Source organism: Bacillus sp. PK3-037 (assembly GCF_054161355.1).
The window spans coordinates 2,083,110-2,101,608 of sequence record NZ_CP096408.1 but is presented as its reverse complement, the minus strand read 5'-3'; the positions used below and the strand labels follow the sequence as shown (position 1 = coordinate 2,101,608).

Below are 18,499 nucleotides of genomic sequence, written 5' to 3'. Positions count from 1 at the left end.
CGGTTTCATTAGTGAAAACTGAGCATATCAGCGATTTCTTGGAGCGCGTCCTCGGTCAGTTCATGATCATCAAAATCGCTGATGGTTTTTTCTGTTTCTGTTTTGTTCAGACAGTGATCAATCAGCTTCAGTAAATAGTGATGGCAATTCTCACAAAGCTGTGCGATTGTTTTATGCTGGAAACGGGATGTTTCGTACGTCATGTTGACTGTCATTTTTCCTTCTGCTGCCATCGCACTGATGTCAAGCGTTTGCTCACGGTTCCAAGAAGTGCTGATATCTTCTCCGGTCCCGAGCGGAGAAAACGAGAAGGTGTTTTCATCAGTCGCTTCAGTTGTACGGCTGTTTTCAAATTGACCCAAATAGTTGAAGCTGATGTCCGCCGTGCCGGTGAAATCGACGCCAGTTTTCTCAGGCGGGGTCAAATATTTGAGTACACCGTAGCCGAATCCTTTGTCCGGAACGCGTCTCAGTGTATCTTTTGTTGTTTTTAACACATGAACCAAGTATTCTTCTTGATCCTTGCCGGTCAAGTCTGAATCTAGTTTGACGAATAATGGATAAATGGCGGTAAACCATCCAACCGTGCGGCTGACATCTATGCCGTCTAACACATCCTCGCGTCCGTGGCTTTCTAATGACAATTTGACGGCGGATTGTTTTGTCCAATCCCGCAAAGCTAGAATCACGGAAGCCAGCAGCATATCTTGCGTATCTGTGTTATATGTGCTGTTGACATGTTTTAAAAGCGCCTCCGTCTCTTTTGTATTCAGAGAGAATGAAACTGTATCCCGTTTTCTCTCATTTGCCGTTTGAGCGTCCATTTGATCAAACGGCAGTGCTTTTGCCTGATACTCTACAGCTTCGCGCCAATATGAGAGCTGTTTCATAAGCTGACGGCTTTCAGCATAGTCAGCGAGTTTTTCCGTATATGCTTTGAAAGAGCTTGTTTTAGGCGGCAAATCAATGTCTTCTCCGTTTACAGCCTGACGGTATCCGGTTGCCAAATCCTCCAGCAGGACACGCCATGAGACGCCGTCAACGATGTAGTGATGAGCCGTTAGGAACAAAAAGTCTCCATCATCTGTACGGAAAAGTCCGGCCTGCAATAGCGGCCCTTTTTCCAAATTGATGTTCTGCTGAATGTCACGTACATGATGTTTAATCAGAGATTCATATTCATTGACTTCTGAACCTTTAAGATTGATGATCTGTAGGCTGTACAACGCGTCGTCTGAATGACTGACCGGCCGATTATATTGAACCCATTTGCCTTGCTCAGACTGTGTGAACACCATTCGCAGCGCATCGTGGTGGATTGTGATGGCTTTTAACGTTTTGCGCAGCGCGTCTTCTTGGATGGAGGTGCTCCGGTGCAGCATAACAGATTGATTAAAATGGTGTTTCTCTTTTATATCTTGAGAAAGGAACCATTTCTGAACCGGTGACCACTGTACTTCCCCCTCAACCGGAGCTTGGCTGGCACTAGTATCGGAATCACGGATATAAGCTGCCAGTTCTTTAATGGTCGGATGACTGAATAAATCTTTAACCGACATTTGTTTCCCGATTCGATGAAGCCGAGCTGACATCTGTAACGCTTTAATGGAATCTCCGCCGAGCTCGAAGAACGAATCATCAATTCCAATTTTCTCTGCACCGAGCACTTCACCCCATATATCTGCCAGTTTTTGTTCCATCTCGCTGTTCGGTGCATGAAATGTACGTACTTGATTGAGTGCAGGTTCTGGAAGTGCCCGGCGATCCAGCTTGCCATTTGGTGACAAAGGAAGCGAGTCCAGCGTTTGAATAAACGCCGGCATCATATATAAAGGCAGCTGTTTATTTAATTCGGCACGCAGCATTTCTGTATTAAAGTCTTGCTCTGCCACAATATAAGCACATAATTCGGTTTGAGCAGGCGCTGTTTCTCGAGCAAGGACAACAGCCTCTTTTACTCCGCTTATACGGCGGATAACCGATTCAATTTCTTTCGTTTCTACACGGTGGCCCCTGATTTTGACTTGATCGTCCATCCGTCCTAAGTATTCGATTGTACCGTCTGCCATCCATCTGGCTGTGTCACCTGTTCGGTACATCCGTTTTTCGGGCTGGTATGGGTGCTGAACGAACGTTTTTGCTGTCAGTTCCGGAAGATTGACGTACCCTCTCGCAAGCCCTGTTCCTGCTATGCAAAGCTCGCCGGCAACGCCGATTGGCTGAAGCTGATCCCCGTTTAAAATCAGCACTTCAGTATTGTCGATCGGCCGGCCGATGCATACGTTTTTCTGCCGTTCCATATGTCTCATGACTGTGGTTGCCACACTGTTTTCTGTCGGCCCATATTCATTTGCTAGCTCTGTATTCGGGCATATTGCCATGCTGAGGTCTATCAATTCCCGGTCAGCTGCTTCTCCTGCAAGCGTGACTACTCTAAGCGTCTTCGCATCTTCCGGCTGTATGACGTCCAAAAGTGCCCGATATAAAACAGGGACGATAATCATATGTGTAATCCGATGATGAGATAGATCATGCTTAATGGACAAAATATCTTTCGCTTCGTTTTCATCAGGCAGCACTGTCTTTGCACCTGACAAAAGCGGTGTGAACATACTTGTTAAAAAGCCGTCAAACGAAAAAGAAAAGAGCTGAAGGACTGTGTCTGTCTCATTCAAAGCATAAGCATTTCGCCGCCACTGCAGGGTGTTGGCTATTCCTTTATGCTCGACCATCACGCCTTTTGGCTGGCCTGTCGTTCCTGAAGTGTAAATGATATAAGCCAAATGCTGAGGGCGCGACACTTGAGGAAGCGGTGATCCGTCGTATGTCTCCGCGTTCTCTACGGCGAATATCTCACCTTCAAAATCTTCAAGTGCTTCTTGGTCCGCAGCAGGTAAAGTGATGAGCAGTTTGGTTCGGCTGTCGCCGAGTATATAGCGTTTCCGTTCCGCCGGGTATTCCGGATCAATCGGCACATAACAGCCGCCGGCTTTCCAAACGCCCAGAATGGCTGCAATCATGCTGAATGAACGAGGCATCATAATTCCGACTGGTGTGTCCGGTTTAACCCCGCGGTCTCGCAGGGCCCATGCAATGCCATTGGACCATTCGTCCAGTTCCTGATAGGTGAGCGTGTTTTCTCTGCTGACGAGTGCAGGAGCATTCGGAGTCAGCGCTGCTTGTTTTTCAAACAGCTGATCGATTGTTTGCACTTTATGTTCATTTTCTTGCCCGCTGTTAAACTCATTCAGCAGTTTGTTTCGCTCTTCATGAGTCAGAATGTCGATATTGTGAAGAAGTGTGTTCGGATTTTTGACAATATGACTCAGCAAATTTGTCAGGTGATATGTCCATTGTTTTATCGTTGCTTTTTGAAAAAGCGAAGTTGAATATTCAAATTGCAAATGAATTTGCTCGTCACCCTCAGAAGCCTGCAATGTGATATCGAACTTAGAAACATGATGAGAAACGCCGGCCGGCTGAAGTTGTATGCCATCCAGCTCCAAAGTCTGTTGCTCTGTATTTTGAACGACTAACATCGCATCAAACACTGGATTTCGGCTCATATCCCTTGTCACTCCGAGCTTGTCGACAAGCTCTTCGAACGGATAATCCTGATGTTCGTAAGCTTCCAAGGCGGTCTCGCGCACTTCCTGCAAAAATTGGGCAAATGGCTTCCCGCCCTCCGGGCGTGCCCGAAGCGCCAGGGTGTTGACGAACATTCCAAGTATCGGCTCAAGGTCCTTGTGAGGACGTCCGGCAATTGGTGACCCGACGATGATGTCTTCCTGTCCGCTTAAGCGCGCCAATAACGCTGTGTAAGCTGCCAGGAGCACCATGTACAGGGTGCTTCCGTTCTCCCGTGCGAGCTTGTGAAGTCCGGCTGTAAGTTCTTGATCGAGCGTAAATGAGACTTGATCACCCGCGAAGTTTCGCACAGGCGGCCGGGCGTAATCAGCCGGCAGGTCCAGTACGGGCAGCTCGCCGTCGAGCTGCTTCAGCCAGTACGCCTCCTGCGTCTTGTACGTGTCTCCTTTTTTAAAGGCCTCCTGCCATACGGCATAGTCTTTATATTGAATGTGAAGCAGAGGTAGCTCCTGATTGGCGTACAGCTCCCCGAATTCCCGAATGAGCGTATTGACTGACACACCGTCTGAAATAATGTGATGCATATCGACCAGTAATAGAAGCCGCCCGTCTGATACCTTGACGATTCCCGCCCGGAACAGCGGAGCTTGGCTGAGTTCAAACGGCTGGATAAACGCTGACGCGGCTTCCTGTTCAGTTTGTCCGCCGAGCACAGAGGTGTGGAATCTAAACGGCACCTCGTCATGGATGCGCTGAACCGGCTCGCCGTCTGTGTCCGTTGTAAAGGACGTGCGCAGTGACTCGTGGCGTTTGATCAGCTTTTTGAATACGGCCTCCATTCTTGTAAGATCCAGCTTTCCTTCCAGCTCCAAGACGGCCGGCATATTGTAGCCTGTGCCTCCATCCTCCAGCTGCTGGAGCACATACATCCGCTTTTGGGCGGAGGAAACCGGGTAGGTCTCGCGTTTTTCAGCCGGCTTAATGGCTTCATACGGACTTTCCGTTCCTTCGCTGATGACAGAAGCCAAACCTTCTACCGTCGGATGGGCGAACACATCCTTCAGCGGCACTTGGACGCCGAATTCCTTGGCGATCCGGGAGACAAGCGCGGTGGCTTTTAAGGAATGGCCGCCCCGGTCAAAAAAGTTGTCGTGAATGCCGACAGGTCCGCTTTTCAGCACTTCCTCCCACAGCTGGGAAAGCTTCATCTCTGTCAGGTTTCTCGGCGCTGTGTAGATTTCCCGATCTGCCGCTCCGTCAGGAGCAGGCAGCGCTTTTCGGTCGAGCTTTCCGCTCGGGGTAACCGGCCATTGTTCCATCTCAATGATATGAGCAGGGATCATGTAGCCCGGCAGCAATGTCTCAAGCTGCTTGCGCACTTCATTTCTGCCGAGTCCTTCCGCATACGCACATAATTCCGCCTCGCCGCTTTCTGTACGAACGGTTACAGCCGCTTCCCGCACGCCTTCAATGCTTCTGAGCGCCGCTTCGATTTCTCCCGGCTCAATCCGGTAGCCGCGGATTTTCACCTGGTCATCCAGACGGCCGAGGAATTCAACCTGTCCGTCTGGGAGCCAGCGCGCCAAATCACCCGTTTTGTACATGCGCTCTCCCGGATAAAATGGATCATCAAGAAAACGTTCTTCTGTTAATTCCGGACGATTCAAGTAGCCTCTGGCGACGCCGGCTCCGGCGATGTACAATTCTCCGATACATCCAGCAGGCAGCATCCTCTGCTTCTGATTCAGGATATACAATCTGACATGATGAATAGGTTTGCCAATGGGAATGCGGTCAAGTTTTTCATCCAGCGGGCAATCAAAGAATGCCGCTTCTACAGTAGCTTCGGTAGGCCCATAGGAATTGGTTAACGTAACATCTGGCAGCAATTCACAGAACCGAGAGACAAGATGTGCCCCCAGATGTTCGCCTCCAGAAAACACCCTCTTCAGCCTGTTCGTTTTGATCGGTACAGGGCCATTTTTTAGATATTCTAAAAACGCATGAAGCATAGAAGGCACAAAATGCATCGCTGTAATCTGCTGTTCTTCTATGACCTTCAATATCATGTCCGGTTCTTTTTCGCCTCCTTGAGGAAGCAGATAAACAGAGGCGCCAGCGTACGGCCACCAAAACAGCTCCCATATCGAAGCATCGAAGGAATACGACGTTTTATGCAAAATGACGTCCGATTGGTTCAAAGGATAGCGGAACTGAAGGGAATTTAAAAAATTCACTGCAGATCGATGCTCAACCTGTACACCCTTAGGTCTTCCAGTAGAGCCGGATGTATAAATCATATAGGCTAAAGAATCCGGATAGACTTCAACATTTGGATTGGACAGACGACGTTTCAGCCCGCTGTTTAATTGACTGAGATGAACGATTTCTCCATCAAAAGCCGGAATGTCTAGAATGTCAGATTGAATAAGGAGAATGCCAGAATCGCTGTCCTTCAGCAAAAAGCGAATCCGTTCCTCTGGATAATCCGGGTCAATAGGAAGATAAGCGCCGCCTGCTTTTAGAATCGCATAAATCCCAATCAGCATTTCAGGGGAACGCCTTCCCATAATGGCAACAGTCGTTTCGGATTTTACTCCGCGGTCGATTAGCTCCCAGGCTACACGGTTAGCCTGTTCGTTCAATTCCTTGTAGGTTATCTCTCCGTCTTCAACGATCACGGCCGGTTGGTCAGGTGTTTTTGCCGCTTGCTGTTCGAGTGCATGGTGCAGGGTCTGTTTCAACGGATAGCCTGTCTCTTCAAGCGGATGGCACGAGTCAATGAAAGACCTTTCTTCTTCTATTGTGAGGATCGGGATATTGTCCAATTCCATGTCAGGACTGGAAACTGTGTTTTCCACAAGTGTCGTAAAAAGGTCGGCCCACTTTTGAACGGTATCTTTTTCAAACAAAGCGGTACTGTATTCAAACTGACAGTACAGTTCAGCTTCATGCTCCGTGACATACAGGGAAATATCGAACTTAGATATCGGATGCTGCAAATCGTTCCATCTAAGAAGCAAATCATTCATTTTCAGCGTTTGCTTTTCCATATTTTGCAGCACAAGTGTTGTATCAAACAGCGGATTCCGGCTCATTTCCCGCTGCACACCGAGTTGATCAACCAGCTCTTCAAACGGATAATCCTGATGCTCATAGGCTTCCAGTGCAGTCTGCTTGACTTCCTTCAGAAAATCCGTAAATGTCTTATTGCCGGCTGGGTGCGTCCGGAGCGCTAATGTATTGACGAACATGCCGAGGACCGCTTCAAGATCGGCATGCGGGCGTCCGGCAATAGGCGAACCGATCACGATGTCTTCCTGACCGCTTAACCGCGACAAAAAAGCTGAATACAATGCGAGTAGCGTCATGTACAGCGTGCTCTCATTTTTGCGGGCTAGCTCCTTCAGGCGGGACGTGATTTCTTCATTCATTTGAAATAAAACTTTGCCGCCTGTGAAATTCCGTTCTGCCGGTCGGCGCTTGTCTGTTGGGAGCTCGAGCACCGGCAGCTCACCGCTAAACTGTCTCAGCCAGTAAGTCTCCTGCTTTTTGTATGTGTCTCCCTTTTGAAATTCCTGCTGCCAAACGGCGTAATCTTTATATTGGATTCGTAACGGCTTAAGCGTCCGATTTGCATAGCGCTCAGTGAATTCGCGGATTAAAAGCTGAACGGATACACCATCGGAGATGATATGATGCATGTCCACCAGCAGCAAATGCTTCTCGTTTGCCAGTTTCACAAGGCCAGCTCTGAATAACGGCGCTTGACTGAGGTCAAATGGACGGACAAATCCAGCAGCAGAGGCTTCTTCACTTAACGTGAACGGAACCTCACTGTGAATACGCTGTACGGGCTCGGCATCTTCTCCCGGCACAAAGGACGTTCGAAGCGGCTCATGCCGGCTGATCAGTTCCTTGAATACAGCAGCCAGTTTTTCGCGATCAAGCTTCCCTTCCAGTTCTAAAACTGCCGGCATGTTGTAGCCGACACCGCCATTATCTAGATGCTGGAGCACGTACATCCGCTTTTGAGCTGATGATACTGGGTACGTCGGCTGTTCTTTTGCCTGTGCAACCGACGCAAAGGGATTTTCCTCTGCATGTCGGATAATGAGAGCCAATCCTTCCACTGTCGGATGGGCAAATACGTCCTTCAGCGGGACTTGAACATGAAATTCCTTGGCGATTCGCGACACAAGCACCGTTGCTTTTAACGAGTGTCCGCCGCGGTCAAAAAAGTTGTCGTGAATGCCGATCGGGGCTTCCTTCAGCACATCTTCAAACAGCTGCGAAAGCTTTACCTCTAACAGGTTCCGCGGAGCAGCGTATGTATTACTGCTGATTGAAGCTTCCGGTTTTGGAAGAGCTGATTGATCGACTTTTCCGTTCGGCGTCAAAGGAATGCTGTCAACCCAGACCCATTTGGCCGGAATCATATATTCTGGGAGCTCACTTGCCAGATATTGTCGCAACGCCGAGGAATCCAGCCTGTGCATACTGCAATAATAAGCGCATAACTCATGTTCTTCACCTTGATTTTGCCGGATAAGAATAGCAGCTTCTTTGACCTCTGGATGATTCATTAACGCGATTTCTATTTCTTGCGGCTCGATTCGATAACCTCTGATTTTTACTTGATCGTCGGCTCGACCGATATATTCAAAGCTGCCGTCTTCACGAATTCTCGCTACATCTCCCGTTCGGTACATGACCGCTCCGGGCTTGAAGGGATCGGGTAAAAATTTCTCTCGCGTCAGTTTCTCGTTATTGATATAACCCCTGGCGACACTTGAACCGGAAATATATAGTTCTCCTGATACCCCCCGAGGCTGCAGCTGTTTTTGGCGATTTAAAATATACATATCAGTACAATCAATCGGTTTTCCGATCGGAGGAAACTCCGGAATTTGGTCACCCGGATGTATGGTATATGCCGACACTACATGAGTTTCTGAAGGTCCATAATGATTGTGCAAGTACATACTGCGCTGGCGCAAAACATCTTGGAGAAGACCGGAAACGATTAATTGCTCACCGGCTGTAATCAGGTGTTTTACATCATGAGGAAACGCGTTCGCAAATTCCTGTTCGCTGAAAATCATTTTGATAAAAGCCGTTGGGAGAAACACAATAGTCGTCTGATGCTCTTTTATAAATGCAAACAGCTGCGGCACGTCTCTTTTTATAGCTTCTGGCACGATATGAAGTGTGCCGCCTCCCAGCAATGTTGAAAATATTTCTTGATAGCAGACGTCAAAGGCAGGAGTTGCAAATTGCAAAACATCATTTTCAAAATCAATGCCAGAGCGAGTGAATTCGAACTGCAGCAAGTTAGCCATATTTCGATGTTCAAATTGAACGCCTTTTGGTTTTCCTGTTGTGCCTGATGTGTAAATCATATAGAGCAGGTCGTCCGCACGATTCACTGAATGTAAGCAGCTGCCGTCTTCGATTTGAATATCTTCCATATAGATAACATTCAGGCCAGTCTCAAGCAAAGGTGCAAAATGCGCTTGTGAAACGACATGAGAGCAGCCGCAGTCATTCAGAATATAATTTATTCTGTCAGACGGATAATGGGGATCGATTGGAACAATGGCGCCTCCAGCCTTCAATATACCGAGAATACCTGTAACGAACTCAGTTGAGCGTTCCATCATGATTGCGACAGGTTCCTGCCTCATAACGCCTTTTTTCCGCAAATGCCGTGCCAATCTGTTGGCGGATTCGTTCAATTCTTTATAGGTCAGAGAATGCGCTTGATCAATCACAGCCCGCGCGTCAGGCGTCCTTTCTGCCTGTTTTTCAAACATGGCATGGATGGTTTCATATACTGGTTTGTGATCTTTGATTTCCCCAATCAGCTGCAGCTTTTCAGTGTCTGTTGTGATATCGATGTCTTCGGGTGAGAGATACGGATGATCTAAGATTTGGGAAACAGTGTTCAAAAGATGCTCCTTAACAGAAAGCACAAAGGATCGGTCGTGCAGTGCTGCATCATAGCTCATTTTTATATGGATTTCTTCCGCTGGCGCCACCATAAGATAAAAGCTGTAATTGGTTTCATCCGCTACTGTAAAGTTATGAATCTGAAAAAGATCTGAATCAGGCTCCTGGCTGTTCAGCATTTCTATTTCTTTCTGCACCGGATAGTTTTCGAATACAAGAATGTGATCAATCAAACCTTGCTTGACTGCTGAACGGGACTGTATCTCGTATAGAGGATGGTAGCTGTATGCTTCTGCAGCAAGGCGATCCTTTTGCATGTCTTTTACGAGCTGTAAAAATGGCGTTTTTGATCCATGCAGCCGTATGGGAATTGTGTTGATGAAAAGCCCGACCATTTGTTCAATTCCTTCAATGTCTGAGGGCCTTCCTGAAATGACAGAACCGAATACCGCGTCATCACTATTGTTATATTTTTGAAGAAGAATTCCCCATAGGGTATGGAAAATTGTACTGAGTGTGACTTCTTCTCTTACGGCAAGCTCTGACAGCCTGCTGCTGTCTTCTTTTGAAAATGAAAATGTAATTTGCTCCTGCCTGCTTGTGCTCTTTGTTTTTTTCTGCTTCGGGAGCAAGGTTTGCTGCTCAATGCCGGAAAGATAATTGTCCCAATAGGAAACAGCTTTCTCTTTGTCTTGCTCCATCAGCCAATTGATATAAGTTCCGTATGGCTGAACGGGCTCCAATGATAATGGAGCCCCTTTTATTTTTGATGCATAAATCTGAAGGAATTCTTTTAGTACAATGCCGAGGCACCAGCCGTCCATCATGATGTGATGAAAGGTCCAAATACAAGTATATTGCCGCATTCCGGTTCGAATAAGTGTGATGCGCATGAGCATATCTTTTTGCAGATGAAACCCTTTGGCGCGGTCCTTTTCTTTTATTCGTTCGACAAACGCAGATTGGCCCGCTTCATCTAAATGAGCAATGTCCTCCTCCAGTACACTGACAGTCCGTTCCCTCAGGACAACCTGCTGAGGAGAAGAGACATTTTGGCTGATGAAAATCGTTCTGAAAATGTCATGTCTTGCTACTAAAGCATTGATGCTCTCTTGGAAAAACTGCAAATTGACTTCTCCCTCTATTGTAAAAGAGGCTTGTTCAACATATGCCCGTGAATCTTTTTGCAGGAGGGAATGAAAGAGCATTCCTTCCTGCATATAAGACAGCGGATAAATATCCTGAATTGAATTCGCTTTTGTCATGTTCATATCTCCCTGTCACGATTTTCTACAAGTCTTCCACCAAGCTGGATATACTGTCCAAATCCTCTGCCGTTAATGATTGGCTGCTGAAATCGCTCAGCGTCTTTTCTGTGTTCTGTTTTTCAGCACAGTGTTTCATAATATCCTGCAAATAGCATTCAATCATGGTGATGAGCCGCTCCATTGCACCCCTGTGAAACCGTGCCGGAGGATAGCTGAGCTGAAAATGAAGCTGATTTTCTGCTGCCATCGCACTCATCTCAATAAGCTGCTCCCGCTTCCAAGTAGGAGTGATGTCCTTACCGCTCCCAAGACCGGATGGGCGGAAACGGTCTTGACTTTCTATGTCGTTGAACTGCCCTAAATAGTTAAAGCCGATTTCAGGTGTTTTTGAAAACACCATGCTTTTATGTTCGGGAGGTGTAAGATATTTCAACATGCCGTACCCTACCCCTTTGTTCGGTATCCGGCCCAATGTATCTTTCACGGTTTTAACTGCGGGTCCAAGCTCATCCGCTTGATTTTCAAAGTCAATAAGGACGGGGTAAATGGATGTAAACCAGCCAACCGTCCGGCTGATGTCTAAATCCGGCAGAATGTGTTCTCTTCCGTGTCCCTCCATTGCCATACGGAGCTTGCTGCCCCCTGTCCAGTCACAAATCGCTAAGGAAGCCGCCGTCAATAGAATATCTTGTGTATCTGTTCCATAAGCGTGGTTTACCTTTTGCAGCAAGACCGCGGTGTCTGCTTCAGTGAGTGAAAAGCGCAATGTTTCCCTTTCACTGCTGTTCATATTCTCCATATAAGGCATTTCATATGGCAGTTCCGCTGCTTTTTCCTCTTCAACCGTCCGCCAGTACGTTTCCTCGCGAATCAGCTTGCTGCTTTGGGCATAATCTTGAATTCGCCGTGCGTATTCCTGATAGGAATCTGTTTTAGGCGGAAGCTGTATAGCCTGTCCTGAAGCTGCTTGATGATATGCCGCTGACAGGTCCTCCAGTAAAATTCTCCATGATACCCCATCAACGACCAAATGATGAATCGTGAGAAATAAATAATCTCCGGACAGCGTTTTAAACCAAGCGGCATGCAGTAATGGTCCTTGTTGGAGATTGATACTTTGCTGAAGATTTGCCACTTCTTCTTTAATGCTCGTTTCCCAATCGATTCCCGAATCTGAAAAATCAGAAATCCTTAAGCTGTACAGTTTGGATTCATGAATATCTTGGTTGATTTGCATCTGTTGTCCGCTATCTTCCCGATAAATCATCCGCAGGGCATCATGATGCTCTGCCAGTTTTTTTAATGATGCGCGCAGTGCATTTTCCGACAAACAATCAGGGCTAAACAGCATGACAGACTGGTTAAAATGGTGTCTTTCTTTTATATCCTGAGAGAGGAACCAATGCTGAATAGGTGTCCATGGAACAGCTCCCTGAACAGATCCTTGGTCTATTACTCTTTCTGTCTTCCGGATGACTGCTGATAAATCTTTTATTTTGGGATGGCGGAATAAATCGCTTGCATGCAAGCTCCATCCATAACGTCCGAGGCGCGCGGATACTTGAAGAGCCTTGATTGAATCTCCGCCTAGTTCAAAAAACGAATCTTCTATTCCGATCCTCTGTGTCCCGAGAACCTCCTGCCATATGATCGCAAGCTGTTCTTCAAGGTCATTTCGAGGCGGGACGTACGTTTGTTTAGATGTGATATCTGGTTCAGGCAGTGCTTTTCGGTCCAATTTTCCGTTGGCAGTGAGCGGGAGAGCATCCATTTCTATCACATAGGCCGGCATCATATAGCCTGGCAGCATTTGAGAAAGGTGAGTACGCACTTGTTCAGCATCAGTACCCTCTTTTACGCTTATATAGGCGTAAAGCTCCTTGGTGCCTAATTGTCCTGTTCGCGCCAATACGGCTGCTTCTTTGACACCGTCTATATGACGAAGCGCTGATTCAATCTCACCGAGTTCAACCCGGTACCCCCTTATTTTTACCTGATCATCGACACGGCCTACATATTCAATTGTGCCGTCCGGTAGCCAGCGTGCCAGATCACCGGTACGGTACATTTGTTCGCCGGGCGCAAATGGATTTGGTACAAATTTTTCTTTCGTCAGGTCTGGTCGACCAATATAGCCTCTTGCCACACCATCTCCGCCGACACACAGTTCACCGACAGCTCCGATCGGCTGCAGCATTCCCCATTTATTTAAGATAAATGCGGTTGAATTACCAATCGGCCGGCCGATCGGAATGGAATGTTCATACTGTTTTTCAATGTGAAAACAAGTCGAAAATGTTGTATTCTCAGTCGGCCCATATCCGTTCCAGATTGACAATTCCGGGCATGCTTGCTTGATTCGATTGACATGACTGGCTGACAGAGCTTCTCCGCCAATAATCAGATTTGTGAGCCGGGAAAATATTTTCTCATTCTGTTCTGTTAAATGGTTGAAAAGAGATGCAGTCAGCCACATTGTGGTGATTCCGTTTTGTTCTATGTATCTCTTAAGCTGATGGGAATCCAGAAATGTTTCTTTATCTGTGAGATGCAAAGCAGCGCCATTTAGCAGCGGCCCGAGTATTTCAAATGTAACGACATCAAAACCGAGTGAAGAAGTCAGCAGAAGCCGATCTTCAGGTGTAAATTCAATGTAATTGCTGTTTTTGACAAGACGGATCACACTTCGCTGCTCAATCATGACACCCTTCGGTTTGCCGGTTGATCCCGAGGTATAGATGATATAAGCGAGTGAATGTGGTCCTGCTGGAGATTCAAAGTTCTTCGTTTCTCCTTGTCCTTGAATCTCTTCGATGACGATTTTCTCACATGTAAGCTCTAAGTCTAATCGTTGATTGTTTGCTTTTTCAGATTGAAGGAGTATTTTTGCACCGCTGTCAGACAGCATATATGATATTCGGTCAGCGGGAAGATCCTTAGCAATAGGCAGATAGGCTCCTCCAGCTTTCAAAATGCCGAGCATTCCTGCTGCAATTTCTGGAGTTCGTGTTGTCAATAATGCAACTACAGTTTCAGGTCCGACTCCTTTTCTCCGAAGAACAGCAGCAATCCTGTTTGCCCGGATGTTCAGCTCCTTATACGTTAATGTTTGTTCATCGCCGGCCACAGCTATGGCATCAGGCGTTTGTGCGGCCTGTAACTCAAACAGCCTGCTGATGGTTTCATGTCTCGGATACTCTCTTTTTGTGCAGTTGAGTTCATGGATAAGGAAATGGGTTTCATTCTCGTCCAATACATGTATTGTTCCAAGTGCTGCTTCGCTGTCTTGGATGATGGCGCGCAGCATATTCATTAAATAGTGAAGCCACATTTCAATCGTATTTTTCTGATAGAGATCAGTGCTATATTCCATTTGAAACATCATAGAACCATTAGCTTCCTCGTACGCATATAGGGTTAAATCGAACTTTGAGACCTGATGTTCCACATTTGTTGCGGGCCGGAGACACAGGTCCTTCAGCTGCATGGATTCTTGGTCCATATTCTGAAGCACAAACATCACGTCAAATAGCGGATTTCGGCTCATATCCCTCGTCATGCCGAGCTTATCGACAAGCTCTTCGAACGGATAATCCTGATGTTCGTAAGCTTCCAAGGCGGTCTCGCGCACTTCCTGCAAAAATTGCGCAAATGGCTTCCCGCCCTCCGGGCGTGCCCGAAGCGCCAGGGTGTTGACGAACATTCCAAGTATCGGCTCAAGGTCTTTGTGAGGACGTCCGGCAATTGGTGACCCGACGATGATGTCTTCCTGTCCGCTTAAGCGCGCCAATAACGCTGTGTAAGCTGCCAGGAGCACCATGTACAGGGTGCTTCCGTTCTCCCGTGCGAGTTTGTGAAGCCCGGCTGTGAGTTCTTGATCAAGCGTAAATGAGACTTGATCACCCGCGAAGCTTCGCACCGGCGGCCGGGCGTAATCAGCCGGCAGGTCCAGTACGGGCAGCTCGCCTTCGAGCTGCTTCAGCCAGTACGCCTCCTGCGTCTTGTACGTGTCTCCTTTTTTAAAGGCCTCCTGCCATACGGCATAGTCTTTATATTGAATGTGAAGCAGAGGTAGCTCTTGATTGGCGTACAGCTCCCCGAATTCCCGAATGAGCGTATTGACTGAAACACCATCTGAAATAATGTGATGCATATCGACCAGTAATAGATGCCGCCCGTCTGATACCTTGACGACCCCCGCTCGGAACAACGGAGCTTGGTTGAGATCAAACGGCTGGATAAACGCTGCCGCGGCTTCCTGTTCAGTTTGTCCGCCGAGCACAGAGGTGCGGAATGTAAACGGCACTTCTTCATGGATGCGCTGAACAGGCTCACCGTCTGCGTCCGTTGTAAAGGACGTGCGCAGTGACTCGTGGCGTTTGATCAGCTTTTTGAATACGGCATCCAATCTTGTAAGATCCAGCTTTCCTTCCAGCTCCAAGACTGCCGGCATATTGTAGCCTGTGCCCCCATCCTCCAGCTGCTGGAGCACATACATCCGCTTTTGGCCGGAGGAAACCGGGTAGGTCTCGCGTTTTTCAGTTGGCTTAATGGCTTCATACGGACTTTCCGTTCCTTCGCTGATGACAGAAGCCAAACCTTCTACCGTCGGATGGGCAAACACATCCTTCAGCGGCACTTGGACGCCGAATTCCTTGGCGATCCGGGAGACAAGCGCGGTGGCTTTTAAGGAATGGCCGCCCCGGTCAAAAAAGTTGTCGTGAATGCCGACAGGTCCGCTTTTCAGCACTTCCTCCCACAGCTGGGAAAGCTTCATCTCTGTCAGGTTTCTCGGCGCTGTGTAGATTTCCCGATCTGCCGCTCCGTCAGGAGCAGGCAGCGCTTTTCGGTCGAGCTTTCCGCTCGGGGTAACCGGCCATTGTTCCATCTCAATGATATGAGCAGGAATCATATAGCCCGGCAGCAATGTCTCAAGCTGCTTGCGCACTTCATTTCTTCCGAGCCCTTCCGCATACGCACATAATTCCGCCTCGCCGCTTTCTGTACGAACAGTTACAGCTGCTTCCCGGACGCCTTCAATGCTTCTGAGCGCCGCTTCGATTTCTCCCGGCTCAATCCGGTAGCCGCGGATTTTTACCTGGTCATCCAGACGGCCGAGGAATTCAACCTGTCCGTCTGGGAGCCAGCGCGCCAAATCACCCGTTTTGTACATGCGTTCATCCGGATAAAATGGATCATCAAGAAAACGTTCTTCTGTTAATTCCGGACGATTCAAGTAGCCTCTGGCGACGCCGGCTCCGGCGATATACAATTCTCCCGCTACGCCGACAGGCTGTACGGCTAAATGAGGATCTAATACATACAGACGCGCGCCAGGCACGGGTTTTCCGATCGGAAGGCGCAAGCGATCCTTGTCCAGCTCAGGATCACACGCGTAAAATGCGGCATCAACGGTTGCTTCTGTCGGCCCGTAGCCGTGAACCAGCGATGTCTCCGGCAGCAAAGAAGCGAATCGGGCTGCCGTATGGGGAGCAAGCGGTTCACCTCCGGCGAATACGCGCTTCAGGCTTCTCGGTGCCTCTATTTCCGCTTGATCCAAAAAGCTGTTCAGCATGGCCGGAATAAAATGGGCCGTTGTAACGCCTTCCTCCCGAATGGCTTTTACCATCAATGCCGGGTCTTTCTCCCAGCCGGACGGAAGCAGATAGGCCGAAGCACCTGAAAGCGTCCACCAAAACAGCTGCCAGACAGATGCATCAAAGGAAAAAGACGTTTTCATCATAATGATGTCGTCATCCTCTAAAGGAAACTGCATCTGCATGCCGGTCAGAAAGGAAACAGCCTGGCGGTGCTCCACGGCGGCCCCTTTCGGCCGTCCAGTGGAGCCCGACGTATAGATCACATAGGCGAGAGAATCGCTGTCCGCTTGATGAAGAGAGTGACATTCAGATTCTTCATTCGCAAGAGCCGTCATATCCACTTCCAGTGTCTTTCCGGAAAAAACAGGCGCCTTTAATCCCGGCTGCGTCAGCAACAATGCTGCCCCGCTGTCTTTCAGCATATAGCTCAGCCGCTCCTCTGGATATGCAGGATCAAGAGGCACATAAGCTCCGCCAGCCTTTAATACGGCGAGAACGGCTGTCAGCATGTCCGGCGAACGCTCGCTTAGAACACCGACAATGCTTTCCTTTGTGATACCATGCGCCGTAAGGCGCGCTGCCAGCCTATTGGCGTACATGTCAAGCTGCGCGTAAGTCAGCGAGCCGCCAGAAAAGCGTAAGGCCGTCCGATCCGGCGTCAAAGCCGCCTGACGTTCAAACAGCCCGTGCAGCGTCGGAGCTAGCGCTGAAACAGCTCCCGTCGTATTATATTCAGCAACCATTTTCTGTGTTTTGTCATGATCTAGTAACGTCATCTTTGAAACAGGAAGAGAAGGATCAGAGATGACAGCTGAAATCATATGCTGTAAATAATCTTTTATCTCAGCTATTATGCCAGGCTCATATAAACCTGTATGAAAATTGATGCGCACGAACAATGTGCGGCCTGGAATGACTTTGACGCTGCATCCATAATTAGTCTCCTCCGCCATCGCAAAGTTTTCCACTGAGAAACCGAACGATCCAGTCTGGTTTAGTCCTTCAATTTCTTGCTGGGTCGGCACGTTTTCAAACACGATAATATGATCAATGAGATCTTGTTTAAGAGCACTCTGTGCTTGAATGTCATATAGAGGGAAATAGCTATATGCTTCTGCTTCAGTCATTTCCTTTTGCATCCGGCTGACCAGGCCAGAGAAAGAAAGAGCTTTGTTTTGGACCCGGATGGGAATGGTATTGATAAAAAGGCCGACTATATTTTCTACATCTTCCAGCTCAGAAGGCCTGCCTGAGACGACTGATCCGAAGACGGCATCGTCACAGCGATTGAATTTTTGCAGCAAAATCCCCCACAAAGCTTGGAAAACGGTGTTAAGCGTTGCACCGGATGCTGCTGCGATTTTCTGCAAATCGGACGTTTCTCTTTCAGAGATGGTAAACGTGACCTGCTGTAATTCACCTTCTGATACTTGCTCGTTTCTTTTTGGCAAAGAAGAAGCTTTCTCGAAATGCTGCAGCCGCTTTTTCCAATATTCAGCTGCCTCTTCACGATCCTGCTGCATCAGCCATTTAATATACGTTCCGTACGGCTGAACTGGCTGCAAATATGGAAGCCGCCCTTCTCCCAGCGCTTGATAAATGTGGAGAAAGTCTTTAATGATGATGCCTAAGCACCATCCGTCCATTAAAATATGGTGATGGCTCCAGATGCATACGTAACGCTCAGGCGCCCATTTTAAAACGGATATTCTCATCAGTACATCCGACTGAAGATCAAAGCCCCTTTTTTTATCTTGTTCCTTGAATGCTTCTGTACAATGTTCTTTCTCTCTCTCATTAAGATGAGAAATATCTTCAAAATGAACATGGCAAGGACGGTTTTTAAGCACCACCTGACGAGGTTTGGCTACATTTTTGTAGATAAAAGTCGTTCGAAAGATTTCATACCTGTCAAAAACAGCGTCCATACTTTTCTGGAAACGGTCTAAGTCAAGCTGCCCATTGATTGTAAAAGACGCTTGTTCAAAATAAGCTCTCGACTGTTCATCATACAGCGAATGAAAAAGCATCCCCTCCTGCATAAAAGACAAGGGATATATATCCTGTATTTCGGGTTGCTGCGGCATCAAT

At 47.9% G+C, this 18,499-nt stretch carries 2 protein-coding genes; both read right to left on the bottom strand.

The window, feature by feature from the left end; genetic code table 11:
- Window positions 1–8 precede the first annotated feature (8 nt).
- A complete protein-coding gene (gene fenA / locus M1D69_RS10915; RefSeq protein WP_458106087.1) occupies window positions 9–10,805 on the bottom strand; it encodes a fengycin non-ribosomal peptide synthetase FenA in 10,797 nt (3,598 codons plus the stop codon).
- Window positions 10,806–10,830: 25 nt separating this feature from the next.
- The gene (gene fenE / locus M1D69_RS10910; protein ID WP_458106088.1) at window positions 10,831–18,495 is read right to left on the bottom strand and encodes a fengycin non-ribosomal peptide synthetase FenE; all 7,665 of its coding nucleotides are present in this window, start codon (window positions 18,493–18,495) and stop codon (window positions 10,831–10,833) included.
- Window positions 18,496–18,499: the final 4 nt, after the last annotated feature.

Bases quoted from the DNA above. Each gene is read 5' to 3' on its own strand.
- fenA (WP_458106087.1), bottom strand. From the start codon at position 10,805: ATGACAAAAGCGAATTCAATTCAGGATATTTATCCGCTGTCTTATATG.
- fenE (WP_458106088.1), bottom strand. From the start codon at position 18,495: ATGCCGCAGCAACCCGAAATACAGGATATATATCCCTTGTCTTTTATG.